The following is a 13,821-nucleotide window of genomic DNA, read 5'->3' as shown; positions in this document are numbered from 1 at the left end:
TCTCAAAACAATATAATATAAAAACCATCATAAATCGTTTTGTGAGTTACCGGGAAGAATGGAGAGAGTGTGAATATGACTGGAGTAAAAGATGCGCCTAAAATGGTATCGCTTTTTTCGGGATGCGGCGGTCTTGATATGGGATTTAAAACAGCGGGTTATGAGATTATTTGGGCGAATGATTTTGACCGTGATGCACAGGCGGTTTATCGCATGAATTTAGGAGAAATTGATGGCAGAGATATCATGACCGTAGAGGAGAATGAAATTCCGGATTGCGATATATTAACCGCAGGTTTTCCCTGCCAGCCTTTTTCGAATGCAGGCAGCCGGAAGGGGGTTCACGATTCCCGGGGAATGCTTTATAAAGAATGTCTGCGGATTATCGCAAAAAAGAAACCGAAAGTGATTGTATTTGAGAATGTAAAAGGGCTTCTTTCTACCAAATATATTGACGGAAGGAATTTGGTTGATGTAATTATTGAAGATTTAGCGGACATGGAGGATATAGGATACAATGTTGTCCATGAACTAATCAATGCATCTGATTATGGCGTGCCGCAAAACAGACAACGTGTTTTGTTTGTAGGGATAAGAAAAGATTTAAATAAAGAATTTATATTTCCGGAAAAGCAAGATAAAAGCAGATTAGCCTTAGGCAATATTTTAGATATACCGGCAGATGTGCCCAATCAGGTGGATTGGCCCCTATCGCCGCAGGCGATGGAGATGATCAACTATATTCCGGAGGGAGGATCCTGGAAGGATGTACCATATGAACATTTAGCGCCAAGATTCCGGAAAATAAGAGATAATATGAAGAAATATCATTCCCCTAATTTTTACAGAAGATTTTCCCGCAGTGAGATATGCGGGACCATGACGGCTTCAGCGCAGCCGGAAAATTGTGGCATCATACACCCGACTGAAAACAGACGTTTTACAATCCGGGAGGTTGCGCGGATCCAAACTTTTCCGGATGAATTTGTATTTATTGATGATAACATAAAAAATATTACAGCTATGTATAAAGTGATTGGAAATGCAGTTCCTGTAAAAATGGCAAATGTAATCGCACAGGCAATTATGCGTCAGGCTTTTGAAGGAGAGCAAAAGCAATGAATACGGATAAAGCGTATATTTTGGGATTAATAATTGGCGGAGGAGTATGGGGAAATGCGGAGGATGTTTTTAAAATCAGACTTCCGTTTAAACAATGGGGCTCATACGAGTTAAATCCCAAAAGGGCAGGAGATATAGCAAGAGATGTGATGAAGATGGTAGGCCCTTTATTGAAAGCGATTTATAATCTCTCCATTTCGTATGATACTTCTGCCAGTGGGGTTTGGAACATTCTGTGCGAGGGAGATTTAAGTGAGTTAAGAGCTGAGCTGGAAGGATATGGAATTTGGTGCGAAGGTGAGATTAGAAAAACCGCTCATATTGACAATATAGTTTCGGAACTGGTTGATGATAATTTAAAAAGGCGGTTTCTTGCAGGACTGGCAGATACAATCGGCAGCACAAAGCGTTCTCATAGGCGTTTTAATGATAATAAACAAATGGTGTCTTTTGAAATTTCAGGATTCGGGTTTCATTTTGTGTGTTCATTATGCAGATTATTACATAGTATTGGTTGTTATCCGGACCAAATTCTTTGGAACCATCCTAATTTTCATTGTGGAAATAATCCGTATGACAAAAAGTGGAAAAAGGGTTTTAAATTGAGGGTTTATTTAGACCAGTATGAGAAATTTGGCGCATTTGCATTTGTTTCAAAAGTATTGTCATTAAAGGAAAACCAAATATTAGAAGCAGATAGAAATGTTGCGGTGCCTTGTGATAAACGGGTGATGAAAACGCCCTCAGTAACGTGTGTTCATTGTGATGAAAACAGTGAATTATTGCCGGAAGTAATAAGAGGCGGTCATTATCTGCATAATAGGCATGTCTGCGCTGTTTTAGGCTGTGAACATGCCCCTTATGATGAAGTGAAAAAATTAATGTCAAAAGCTGAATACTGTATAAATCCTTTTCCGGTTTTGACCAAAGGAACAGAGCGTGAGATTAAGAAGATAATAGAATTAGAACCTATTCTAAAAAATCGTACCTATGAGAAGATGGATGTGAAAATTGCAGATTTATATAAGCATTCAGAGGAAGAATCTATTTGGGGAGACGGAGATGAGGCAGGATATCCATTTAGTAAAATTATTCTTGCAATAGCATATGTAATAGCAGCTAAGACAGGACAAGTAAATGGACTGCGCCCGAAAGGGTCAAAGGATAGAATCATTCATGATTATTTAGAAAAATTTTCAGATGGGCAGGTTACTATTTGGCTCCCTGAGTTAATGACGCCGTTAGTGGTACAGATGGATAGATATGCTGCAATGGTTGGGCCGGATAATCCTAAGATATATAAAAAGCTTATACAAATATCTGATGAAAATGAGTATAAACTTACAGTACGTTCTATTACAGAGGAAGATTTGAAATGAAGAAAAATGAAATTGCGCATTATCCTGAAATTACAAGATTTATAGAAGCACAGCTTCAAAGCAATTTTAGAGCAGAAGGAATCAATGATATTGATATATTTTGGAAAAATGGAGAATTGACTTCAGGTCTTAAAGCTTTGATACAGGAACATCCGGCAGAATGCGCCTGCTTAGTGAAATATAGTGAAATAACACCTTCATTAAATTTAGATATTTTTGGGGTTGTAACCAATGGAATTCAATATGAGATAGTGATTCTTGAAATAAAACTTAGAACAGCGGTAGGGCTAAGTGAATGGTCACAATTAATAGGCTACAATTTAGTTTCGGATGCGAAATATGGTTTACTTATAAATATTGATGCAGGCGCCAGCGACAGGCTTGCCAGAATTTTAAGCTTTGATGAGGATATTTCCAGGATAGTAAGAAAAAGAAAAAATGGTGCGGCAATCGAACATTTACTGGGATTTATGCAATGGAATTCAGTGACGCAAAATTTTGAGTATAGCAACTTAGGCCAGATATCCTCTTTATCGTTGCTCAGTACGATTTTGATAGAACAGTTTCGTTCAAGACTGGAACAGGAAAATAATAATTCTTAAGTATAAAAGTATTGACATAGCAGGTCTAATGCGATAGACTCATTATAAGTCTATCACATTAGACCTGCTGCGCGTTTATCCGACAATCGGGCTTGCCGTAGCGCAAATGCTTTGGAAGGGAGAGAATGGAAATGCCGAAAATTTTTGACAGCGAATATCGTTTTTGTGAAATCCTGTGGGAGAATGAGCCTGTTTCCAGCACGGAGCTGGTAAGGCTTTGCAGTGAAAAGCTGGAATGGAAAAAGTCAACCACTTATACGGTGATTAAGCGTCTTTCACAGCGGGGAATATTAAAGTCTGAAAATGCGATTGTAACCTCACTTGTGTCAAAAAAGGACATGCAGTCACAGGAGAGCGCCGAGATCGTGGAGAGAAGCTTTTCAGGGTCGCTGCCTGACTTTATTGCAGCCTTTACCAGGAAAAAGGAGCTGTCCAGGCAGGAAGTTGACGAAATACAGAAAATAATTGATTCATATAGATGATTTGCTGGGTTTGAATTGTTTTTCGGTAAACATGCCCGGCTGTTTGCACAAGAATTTGAATTATGGGATATCCGGTTGAGCGGAATGGGGGATTTGTGATGGAAAGTGTATTTACAGGGATTTTAAGTACAAGTATAGCAGCCGGTTTTATGGTATTGGCCATCGTGCTGGTACGGATCTTTTTCAGGAAGATGCCTAAAAATTTCCGGTGCCTTTTGTGGACCCTGGTGGGAGTGCGGCTGTTATTTCCGTTTTCCATAGAATCGGCTTTCGGTGTTGTGCCAAGAGTGGAGATAGAGCAGGGGAGCGCATTGTCCGGGCAGTTTTATCCGGGGATGCTCTCAGAAGATATGCAGCCAGGGCAGATGGAAAACTTTGGCACAAAGGAGCAGACACAAACGGAAAACCTTAACGGGGATAAAGAAATCAGGGCGGAGAAATTCATGGAAGGGGATAAAAAAGTGCTGTTGCTTAAAGCAGGCGCCCTTTGCTGGATTCTTGGAGTATTTTTCTGGCTGGGGTATTTTTTCCTTACCTGGTGCAGAATTAGGGATCAGCTTAAAACCGCTGTCCCGGAAGAAAACATGGGTACAAAAATTTACCGGAGCGAGCGGATTGTAACTCCCTTTCTATTTGGCATTATCCATCCCCGGATTTATATTCCCATGCATATAGATGGAGAAAATCTGCCTTATATCATCAGACATGAATGCGCCCATAAAAAGAGAAAAGATTATCTGATAAAACCTGCCGCTTTTATGCTGCTTTGCATCCACTGGTTCAATCCATGTGTTTGGCTGGCCTATAAGCTGATGTGCAGGGATATTGAGCTTGCATGTGATGAATTGGTGATCCGGAAGTTTACGGTGCAGGAGAAGAAGGCATATTCCACAGCTCTTTTAAGCTGCTCCATCTCCCAAAGAAAAATAGTGGCATGCCAGGCATTCTTTGGAGAATCTGGGATTAAGGAAAGGGTGAAGAATGTTTTTAGTTATAAAAAGCCGGCTTTTTTAGCAGTAGTCTTAAGCGTCCTTGTCTGTTTGCTTGTGTCCTTGTGCTTTATGACAACGAGAAAGGAAGGGGCAAAAAGTGGGACGGGGCTATCCATGTTCCAGGCAAACGGTGAAGCAAAGATATCTGATTCCCAGCCGAAAGGGGCGGATATGGAGGAAAATCAGGAAACGGAAGGGCAGGCAAATGGGGCTGATGCTACAGGTGGTTTTCATGAAAGTGGTTCAAAGAATTCGGTACAGGAAGATAGGACGAATGCCGGCTTGCAGGAGCGGACAGAATTTGTAAAGCAGTGGGTACGGGCCTTTTGCAACCGGGACGGAGAAAAGATTTATGATATGTATTCCGAGGAATATAAGCAAAATGCGACTGAAAGTGAAATGATGCCCACTGCGGAAAATGAATATTCTTTCGGCTGGTCCAGTCCCTGGCCTGTGGATGGCAATTTGGCCTCCATTGTAGAGCTTACGGAGGATCATGCTGAAATTTTGTATTACGCGTGGGTTTCAGACCCCCATGTGAGCGTATGGCGGCAAAGTCTTTCTTATCACATGGAGGATGACAAATGGCTGATAGACCAGGTGGATACGGAAATGATGGAATATATATGCGTTCTGGAGGAATATGAGAAAGCATATCCGGAAGGACAGATTAATGATACGCCTATGGATTATATGAAAAACGGCATGGGAGAAACTTTAAATAACAATGCGCTGCTTAGCAGCACAACCATTTACCAGCCGCTTTTCAAACCGGATACGGCAGCTGTTTACCTGTTGAATCTGCTGCAAAACGAAGGAAAAGTAGAGGTAAAGGCGGATGTAGATGAGAATGGCGGCAAAGCAAAAGTTACCGTGGAATTTAAGGAGGACGGTAACAGGGTGGAAGTACTTATGGTGCAGCCTTATGGGGAGAATGGAATATGGGTTCCTCAGACATATGAGGGATAAAGGATATGTAGTGGGAGAGCCAATAACCGCATTTTTAATCTGCGTGTTATTGGCTCTGGGATAACGGAGCCTTCCCTTGGCGGTATCACGGTTCATCGTTCCCGCCATTGCTTTCCTGGTGCAGTACAATGCTGCTGATGATACCAATGCCGCCTAGCACAGCGCACCACTTTGATGAGAACACAACGCCTGCTGCCACCAGACCAGCGCCAACAACGAAATGGCAGACCGAGGTAGTTTTCAGCGTTTCCTTTCCAGGGTTTGGAAGCGGTATGGAAATTCCTAACTTTTCATTCAGCTTTCCACAGGTATGATTGATTTCTTTGATCATTGTTTTTCCTCCTAAAAAATAAGTTGTAGGCCATGATTGACTATGAGCAGTACGCCAATGCAAATCAAAACCCATGCAAACGTGTTCTTTTCTTTCCCAATTCTTTTGTACAAGAACAGGAAAAACGCTCCTGCGACTGTAACGCAGACGCCGACAATCAGCAAAATGATTGAGATAAGCTGCATTGTTTCCGGGGCAGGAGTGGGGATAAAGTCGGGAATGAGAAAGTTCATATGATTGCCTCCTTTCATTCGTTATGGCCAAGCGTTTTCATGAGCGAGGTTTTTGCCGCTCCTCCGTTCCTGGTTGGTTTTGCCGTTTAAAAATAAGTGTAACCCGATAGGTAAGGCCCACAAGAGAATACTGCGAGCTGCCCAGATAGGGACGGGTGAAGGATGAAACCAGTTCCCAACCCTCTTTTCCCCGGCGATTTAATTGGTCGGTCAGTGTATCCTGGGTTTGTTCCATGTCCTTACAGTCCACAGTGACGGTTTTGTACTCAAATGTGTCCATGATATCTCCTTTATGCAAAGATGCTGTTTACAAGAATATCCGCCATACAATCAAACACTGCGAAATAATCACAGGTAGCGGCAAGTGTTTCTTTTGCGTTGGTAGTGGTTAGCAGCGCACTCAATATTCCGTAGGCCTGGGAGGGCTCCATTTTCAAAGTGAGATTTGCGGCCTGGGCGGCCTGCTCGAAAGCTTCAAAACTGTCAAATTTGATTTTTTCCAGAGTTTCTTTCGGGAGTTTTGTCACAAAAGACTGAAAATCCGGTGTGTTGACATTATACAAGAATGGTTTACTGTCATACTCCCGCAACAGCTCTTTTATGGATTGGGCAAATCCCTCCTTTGTCCCTACACGCCTGTTAGTGTCAAGAACTTTCTCCTTCAGCCTCTTTTGTATGTGTTCGATGGTTTCCGAAAATAAATCTTCCTTCGTGGGGTAAAGGGTATAGAATGTACCAATGGATATGTCCGCCTTATCACACAAATATTTGATGCTGGTCTTCTTGTACCCATGTGCAATCCAGCATTCTTCGCACAGTTCCCGCAGCCTCCTTTGGATTACTTTTTTATCAGCCTCTGAAAAAACAGGTTTTGATGGCATAGGTTTATCCTCCCTTGATTGCGATTATTAAATACGAATATTCGTAATTAATATTCGTATTACAATAATAGCATTTTCACAAGCACATGTCAAGAAAGAATATGGGTCATTCATAAGGGACTGATGAAGGATTTGTGGGTGCCCCGAAAGGAGCCGTTTACAGATAAGGGAGTAAATGATCGGAGAACAGATTCGCCGTGCGAAATAATTTCCGTCCATACAAGACAGGATGGCCTGCGCCGGGCGCATGGTCAGATATAACAGAGTTGACATATTCAAGATCAAGCTGTAAAGAAGAAGCAATATCTTCGCTGCTGGTGCCTTTGTGATATAATTTAATAATTTTTGTGGCAAGCATTGTGCCTAATTCAAGATTTTCTCTATCTCTTTGCAATAAAGTCATATACTCGACCTCCATTTCCCTGCTCTCTTTTACTTTGGTAACTTTTTTATGAATCTCTTTTATGAGCAGGCTTCTGGCTTGCGATGCAAAGTCATCTGTTGTATTCTCCACATAAGAAAGAAATTCCTGCATTTCAGAATCGACATCATGCATGCTGCCCTTTGTGTTCAGGAAAATTTTTGTAGTTTCATCTCCCAATGTAAGGAGAGGATTTTATGCGCACCTGTTTTCAAAAGTGTATAAATGGCGCTGTTCCTCAAACGGATCAAAGGTGCAGATGAAGATGACAAAGGATTTTTTCAGCTTCCTGTAATCTTCCCCTGCGGAAATGATGTCAAGGTCGATGTTTCCATGATAGTACCTTGATCTCTTGGGAAGGATAGCCTTTTTATGCTTCCCACGCTCCATCTCTACATTATATACCGTTTCCTCATCATCGTTCAGGTATACATCGAGACGGATACCCTTTCCATCATAGAGCATATTGATTGTTTTCTGTGTGGCAGGTACGGAAACTTCCCGTATGGAAACGTCCAGTACTTTTTCTAAACCCTTTTTACAGATCTCCTTATCACTCATTACCTTTGCAAAAAGGAAATCGTCCTCCAGATTCAGCTGCTGGATGGTTTTGTTTGTTTTTGGGATAAATGTACCTCTCTTTCCCTAATGATAGCATGATTCTGCCGTAAGAAATCCCGTACATCCAATAAAGTTTCAAATTCCCGGTACAATAATTCTTTTATTTCCCCATCCGGCTTAATTAAATCAGGTACCATAAGTGGCTTCATCCCCGCCCGGTGGGAGGAACGGATTCCGTTTGGCGAATCCTCCACAGCGTAACATGCAGAGGGATCTACACCTAACAATTCACAGGACTTTAGATAAATCTCAGGATGAGGCTTGCTGTGTGAAACCATGTCACCACATACAATTACATGGAAATAGTCAAGCAGTCCAATGCTTTCCATTTCCTTACGTACAATTTCCTCGCGGGTGGAGGATGCCAGTCCAATCCTGTAATGATTTTCTTTTAAAAAGGAAAACAGCTCATAGACGCCGGGCTTGACAGGAAGGCCGGTTTCGCGAATTCTTTTCTGAAAAATATCGGATGCCATTTCTTTATAGGTTTCATAAGGGAAATCTTCCCCATAGGTTCTGGAAAATAAGGCTTCTGTTTCCGGTGCGGTAATACCGATACACTGTAATAATGTATGTTCAATATCTGCAATTCCCGCTTTGGCGGCAACCTTCATCCAGGCATCCAGAATCAAAGCTTCCGAATCAATCAGTACGCCGTCCATATCAAAGACAATGTTTCGTATCATAAAAAATCCTCCATGTTGCCTGTGCAAATTGTATGACTGTTTTTAATGCTTAAGGTTTATCTTACAGAATTTGGCTTGTTTTGTAAAGATAGTTAATCTTTGTATCACGGAAATCAATTTTCAAAGTTGCTGTGTGCTGGCAAAGCAACTTTGAAAATTGATTTCCGTGTCTTTGTGTTAGAAATTACACATTGAGCAGTTGGTTGTAAAGATTAACAATGATTCCTGTCTGTATTAGTTTTATCAGTACAATTGATATCAATAAGCCATAAATCAGACTGAATAATCTTTTTTTATTTGTCGGAATAACTGCTAATAGTGCGATAGAAAAACATAAATAGGCAATAAATAGGAATAGCTTATCTTTGGTATTCCAATTCCAAGCAGTAAAAGCGGTTAAATACCATTCGGTAAATAAAATACAGAAAGGTAAGGAAGAAATAAAATATGCATAACAACTTTTTTTATGTACATGCCATATCAGAAAACCGCAAAAGGGAGTCATCGCACCAATGCCGCCCCACAAAATAATTTGTGATTTTGGAAAAAAATGCAAAAAAATTACAGTATAACTATAATAGGCAGATAACATTCCGGCAAAAAACACAAAGGAACGCTCTGCGGCAAGTAAAGCAGTTTTTGAACGAATAGAGATTAGCGCGGCTGCCCAAACCCATATTCCAAATCGACCCATGATATCATCAAATATAGGAAATTCAGATGTGATGTATGGTACATCTATAAGCTTTGCAATGATTCCTAAAACAATACCAATGATAAATGGTAAAATGAGTGGATGTATATTTGAATCCTTTTTCATTTGAATCCTCCTGCATACCGTAAGCCTTTTTACGGTACTGCCGCCAATAAAGAGTATGGAAGTTTACTTCCAAACTTTCTTTCGTCTGATTTATCATCTCAAATAATTCTATCACATATTTGCGAATAAATCATCCGCTCGGCTCAATTTACATATTCCACGGAAACGTGTTCTCACGGACTTTGCAGTAAGTGCAGAGTCCTGGGCTGAACTGCTGCCGTCATGTTACTTTTAACGGGTCAGGAATGCGCATTTACTGCGCATTCCGTGAGAACAGATTTTGGTGTGAGGGGAGAACATCGCCCCGAATGTTACTATGAGCGGCTTCCAGGCGGTGAATCGTAACGCCGTCATCTCACGTTACCGTTTATAAGATCCTGGCAAGTTGCAGCCTGGGGTGTTTTTTTGTATACTTTAATTACGAAAGGATCTATGGAGATACTTAAAATCAGGGAAACCCTATCATTTGTATGGAGGTACGGATGAAGTTTTTACATATTGCAGATTTGCATATAGGAAAAATAGTGAATGACTTTTCTATGCTGGAAGACCAGAGGTTTATCCTGGAACAGATGATGGGCATGGCAAAAGCAAATCAGGCGGATGCGGTGGTGATTGCCGGAGACATTTATGATCGGTCCATTCCGCCTGGGGAGGCAGTTGTTTTATTTGACAGCTTTCTGACGGAATTATCCAATGCAGGTATACGGGTCATTATGATTAGTGGGAACCATGATTCACCGGAACGCATCAGCTTCGGGGAAAGTCTGCTTGGTAAGCAGGGAGTACATATTGCAGGAACCTTAAAGGACATACCTGTCAAAGTCAGGGTGAAGGAAAAAGATTGTGAGACGGAATTTGTTCTTCTGCCTTTTGTAAAACCTGCCCAGGTGGGGGCAAGGACAAGCCAGGAGGCGGTGGAGCGTTTGCTTGTGCGCTATTGGCAGGAAGAAAATTTGGAGATAGAGAAAAACCGTGTTCTTGTGACACATTTTTTTGTGACGGATGCCGGATGGGAACCGGAACTGTCGGATAGTGAGAGCACCATACATGTTGGGGGGCTTGACAATGTGGATGCATCTGTCTTTCAGGGCTTTGATTATGTAGCACTGGGACATATTCACAAACCCCAGCAAATAGGCACGCACCCAATCTGGTATGCAGGTTCGCCGCTTAAATATTCCTTTGGGGAATGTGAGCAGGTGAAGGCAGCGCTTTTGGTTACACTGGATGGGAAGGGCCAAAGGGAGGTAAAACAGCTGCCGCTGCGGCCCTTGCGCGAAATGAGGAAAATAAAGGGAACCTTAAAAAAATTGCTTGAAGCAGGCTTGAAAGCAGATGGCGGGCAGCAGGATTATATACAGGCCCTGCTGACGGATAAAGGAGAGTTGATTGACCCGATTGGTACCCTGCGCAGTGTGTACCCCAATGTGATGCAGATTGTGAGGGAAGATATCCATTTATCTGGTAATGGGACGGAACAATCCGGGCAGAACCGGATGCTTGCAAAGAAAAGGGATGCCCTGGCGCTCTTTGAAGCTTTTTATAAGACTGTGCGGGAAGATACGCTTTCAGAAGATGGCAGGGAATTGGTGGTGGATGTGATAAAGGAGCTGGAAGGATAAAGGATCGTTTTCCCTTCACAATTGTTTGCCGGAAATCGTCACATGTCTAAGCAATGATAAAACAGCACAGAGAAAGTAAATCGTAATTGACAAAGCTGTTATACAAGTGTATAATATGTTACACAAACGTATAACGAAGGCGCATACTGTGAAATGCTGACGCCCAAATTGGCAGGTGTTGGCAGCATGGAGGATTTACATGGGAAATATTCTAAAAAAGCTGGGCGAGGCAGAATTGGAAATTATGCAGGTGATTTGGGACAGTGAAAATCCTGTCACTTCAAATTATATCCTCAAAAAATTACAAGGACGAAGAAAATGGCAGCTTTCTACCTTAATGACTTCCCTGACACGGCTTTCCGACAAGGGCTTTGTTATCTGCGACCGCTCAACAGGAAATAATTTATACACTGCGATGATTCCGGAAAATGAATATAAAACAGGGGCGAGTAAGCATTTTCTAGAAAAGCTCTATAATAATTCCATACAGAATATGATAGCCACACTGTACAGCAATAAGGCAATCAAAAACTCTGATGTGGAGGAACTTAGAAGGTTTCTGGATGAAATAGAAGCGGACAATTCCGGGGAGGGCGAAAGATGATAGCAGAGCTTTTCCTTTCCTTTTTGGAAATTTCGATATCAACCAGTTTGATCATTCTTCTCCTTCTGCTTCTTACACCACTTTTCATGAAGCGTTATGCAGCAAAGTGGAAGTATTGGATTTGGATATTAATTGCACTGCGCCTGGTGATGCCTTATAACGTGGCGGATGGAGCGTCTTTTATCCGCACATTGTCACAGAGCATGGCACAAACTGAGGCGGCGCTTGAAAAGGCTTATGCAGATAGTCCGCCCAATTTATCGGAGCAGGGCACAGTTCCCAGAGCGATTGTAATTGAGTTACCAGCGCAAATGACATCGCCAATTGCGGCTCAAGCTGAAAAAAGCAGCAGTGGCATTACCATGCTTGACCTTGCAGCTTATGGCTGGATGTTTGGCGTCTTATTGTTCCTGTCTGTCCATCTACTCAGCTATTTACGCTATAAAAGTCAGGTGGCAAAGAGGGGAGTGACCATAAAGGATACCGATATTTTACTAATGATGCTTGCATTAAAGCATGAACTGCATATAAAATGCACAGTCCATGTTATGAAATATTCCGGGGCGGGCAGCCCCATGGTGATGGGCTTTTTCCGGCATGTTTTGATTCTGCCGGATGAACAGTATAGCCCGGAGGAATTGTTTTTCATCCTAAAACATGAGATGGTACATCTAAAACGCAAAGATGTGTGTCTAAAACTGCTTTTTGTAATGGCAAATGCGGTGCATTGGTTTAATCCGCTTATCTGGTTTATGCAAAAAGAGGCGGAGGTTGATATGGAATTGTCCTGTGATGAAAGGGTTACACAGGACGCAGATTATGCCACACGGAAGGCTTATACGGAAACACTCTTATCTACACTTAGCAAGCAATGTGCGAAAAGAAAGCTGTTATCGACACAGTTTTACGGAGAAAAGCAGATTATGCAGAAGCGCTTTCAAAATATTCTGATAAAAACCCGCAAGAGAAATGGAGCTGTTTTACTTCTATTTGCTGCTGTTTTGACAATCAGCCTGGGAACATTGGTAGGATGTTCTGTGGGAAAAGAAAACCTGGAGGAGCAGGTGGAAGGCATACCTTTGCAGACGGAAAATGGCAGTCTGCCGGAAGAAGATGCAAGTGTATCAAGCTCAAACGAGCCGGAAGATGGGACAGGGAATGAAGATGTCTTACAGGAGGATGTTTCCGGCAAAGAGGCTGTGGCAGAAAATACAAGAGTACTCACCATTATGAAGGAAGGAGAGCCAGAAGAAAAGCAGGCAACGCTTGTGGTTGACCAAACGATATATCACGAGTTTTCTTTTTATCTGCCTGATGGAGAATGGCAGAAAAAAGAGGCGGCTACGTGGCAGGCCGTAGCCAACGAAAATGTCCGGCTTTGGGCAGCCTGTTTTGAGAAAGATTATGATATAGATGTGGAGCAGCTTTTGGAAAATGATGGTTATGAGGAAGAAAATGGCGAGTTTGTAAGGCAGGAGGAAGAAATCATATACAAAACCAGACTGTATGAGGATGGCGATAATATATGGTGGATAGAGTACTGTTATCCGGCGGAAGCGGAAGAAGGATGGGGACGGGAGCTGCCAGTGATTGCAGATACCTTTGCGGTAATAGCGCCGGCGGCTATGGTGGATGGATATATATCCGCATTTGATAATGGTTTTGTGACGATAGACGAGCAGATCTGGGCAACAGTAGGAAGCGAGTACTGGAAGCCGGAATATAATGAGGACGCTGGCTTTGAGATAGTGGATGCGGAAGGTGAGGACATTACATATCCGCTTCATGAGGACTGTACGTTTTTTATTCTGGAAAACCATTATGATCCAACCATAGAACTCAGTGAAAATGAATTTGCCGATTATCTGACAGAAATGGAGTATCCGGTTTTGTGGATCTTTGAGTTGGAGGACGGACAGATTAAAAGTATTGTGGAGCAGTATATACCATAATAGCAGTCCTGATTGGACATTTCCTGCTGCGTCTTCACATGGTTTTTTTGAAACATTTTTCTTGTAACAGAATGTAAAAATCAAAGTATATTATCTATTAA

At 42.0% G+C, this 13,821-nt stretch carries 16 protein-coding genes; 8 read left to right on the top strand and 8 right to left on the bottom strand.

The features are described from left to right. The first annotated feature begins 75 nt into the window (after nt 1-75). The 5 genes from D5281_RS11800 (at nt 76) to D5281_RS11780 (ending at nt 5,546) form a co-directional block, all read left to right on the top strand. The gene (locus tag D5281_RS11800) at nt 76-1,122 is read left to right on the top strand and encodes a DNA cytosine methyltransferase (protein WP_160560402.1); all 1,047 of its coding nucleotides are present in this window, start codon (nt 76-78) and stop codon (nt 1,120-1,122) included. Continuing rightward, nucleotides 1,119-2,501, top strand: coding sequence for a hypothetical protein (locus D5281_RS11795; RefSeq protein ID WP_160560401.1), 1,383 nt, complete (start codon nt 1,119-1,121; stop codon nt 2,499-2,501). The genes D5281_RS11800 and D5281_RS11795 overlap by 4 nt, the downstream gene beginning before the upstream one ends. Then, nucleotides 2,498-3,103: a hypothetical protein gene (locus D5281_RS11790; RefSeq protein ID WP_160560400.1), complete on the top strand. Its 606-nt coding sequence runs from the start codon at nt 2,498-2,500 to the stop codon at nt 3,101-3,103. Before D5281_RS11795 ends, D5281_RS11790 begins: the two co-directional genes overlap by 4 nt. 125 nt (nt 3,104-3,228) lie before the next feature. Beyond that, complete coding sequence (locus D5281_RS11785) at nt 3,229-3,585, top strand: BlaI/MecI/CopY family transcriptional regulator (protein WP_160560399.1); 357 nt, start codon at nt 3,229-3,231, stop codon at nt 3,583-3,585. Between the two features lie 98 nt (nt 3,586-3,683). After that, nucleotides 3,684-5,546: a M56 family metallopeptidase gene (locus tag D5281_RS11780; protein WP_160560398.1), complete on the top strand. Its 1,863-nt coding sequence runs from the start codon at nt 3,684-3,686 to the stop codon at nt 5,544-5,546. Between the two features lie 85 nt (nt 5,547-5,631). Here D5281_RS11780 and D5281_RS11775 read toward each other — a convergent pair whose 3' ends face one another. The 8 genes from D5281_RS11775 to D5281_RS11745 form a co-directional block, all read right to left on the bottom strand. Beyond that, a complete protein-coding gene (locus tag D5281_RS11775) occupies nt 5,632-5,877 on the bottom strand; it encodes a hypothetical protein (protein ID WP_160560397.1) in 246 nt (81 codons plus the stop codon). 11 nt (nt 5,878-5,888) lie between these two features. Next, nucleotides 5,889-6,110 carry a hypothetical protein gene (locus D5281_RS11770; protein ID WP_160560396.1) on the bottom strand — a complete coding sequence of 74 codons (222 nt, stop codon included), beginning with the start codon at nt 6,108-6,110 and terminating at the stop codon, nt 5,889-5,891. Between the two features lie 37 nt (nt 6,111-6,147). Further along, a complete protein-coding gene (locus D5281_RS11765) occupies nt 6,148-6,390 on the bottom strand; it encodes a DUF4177 domain-containing protein (RefSeq protein WP_160560395.1) in 243 nt (80 codons plus the stop codon). A gap of 10 nt (nt 6,391-6,400) precedes the next feature. Further along, nucleotides 6,401-6,991: a TetR/AcrR family transcriptional regulator gene (locus D5281_RS11760; protein ID WP_160560394.1), complete on the bottom strand. Its 591-nt coding sequence runs from the start codon at nt 6,989-6,991 to the stop codon at nt 6,401-6,403. 157 nt (nt 6,992-7,148) lie between these two features. Continuing rightward, nucleotides 7,149-7,547 carry a hypothetical protein gene (locus tag D5281_RS25675; protein WP_277935321.1) on the bottom strand — a complete coding sequence of 133 codons (399 nt, stop codon included), beginning with the start codon at nt 7,545-7,547 and terminating at the stop codon, nt 7,149-7,151. Between the two features lie 60 nt (nt 7,548-7,607). Then, on the bottom strand, nt 7,608-7,973 hold the full coding sequence (locus tag D5281_RS25670; RefSeq protein WP_408637271.1) for a PD-(D/E)XK nuclease family transposase: 366 nt from the start codon (nt 7,971-7,973) through the stop codon (nt 7,608-7,610). A gap of 32 nt (nt 7,974-8,005) precedes the next feature. After that, nucleotides 8,006-8,719 carry an HAD family hydrolase gene (locus D5281_RS11750; RefSeq protein WP_160560393.1) on the bottom strand — a complete coding sequence of 238 codons (714 nt, stop codon included), beginning with the start codon at nt 8,717-8,719 and terminating at the stop codon, nt 8,006-8,008. 184 nt (nt 8,720-8,903) lie between these two features. Continuing rightward, the gene (locus tag D5281_RS11745; protein WP_160560392.1) at nt 8,904-9,539 is read right to left on the bottom strand and encodes a hypothetical protein; all 636 of its coding nucleotides are present in this window, start codon (nt 9,537-9,539) and stop codon (nt 8,904-8,906) included. 482 nt (nt 9,540-10,021) lie between these two features. On the opposite strand from D5281_RS11745, the gene D5281_RS11740 reads away from it, so the two are divergent. The 3 genes from D5281_RS11740 to D5281_RS11730 all read left to right on the top strand — a co-directional run bounded on the left by D5281_RS11740 (nt 10,022) and on the right by D5281_RS11730 (nt 13,720). Further along, a complete protein-coding gene (locus tag D5281_RS11740; RefSeq protein WP_160560391.1) occupies nt 10,022-11,164 on the top strand; it encodes an exonuclease SbcCD subunit D in 1,143 nt (380 codons plus the stop codon). 199 nt (nt 11,165-11,363) lie between these two features. Continuing rightward, nucleotides 11,364-11,768 carry a BlaI/MecI/CopY family transcriptional regulator gene (locus tag D5281_RS11735; RefSeq protein WP_160560390.1) on the top strand — a complete coding sequence of 135 codons (405 nt, stop codon included), beginning with the start codon at nt 11,364-11,366 and terminating at the stop codon, nt 11,766-11,768. Further along, a complete protein-coding gene (locus D5281_RS11730) occupies nt 11,765-13,720 on the top strand; it encodes a M56 family metallopeptidase (RefSeq protein ID WP_160560389.1) in 1,956 nt (651 codons plus the stop codon). The genes D5281_RS11735 and D5281_RS11730 overlap by 4 nt, the downstream gene beginning before the upstream one ends. The last annotated feature ends 101 nt before the right edge of the window (nt 13,721-13,821 follow it).

It is taken from the genome of Parablautia muri (genome assembly GCF_009917485.1).
GTDB lineage: Bacteria > Bacillota > Clostridia > Lachnospirales > Lachnospiraceae > Suilimivivens > Suilimivivens muri.
Note: the sequence above shows the minus strand (reverse complement) of the source record. Positions and strands in the feature narration are given on the sequence as shown.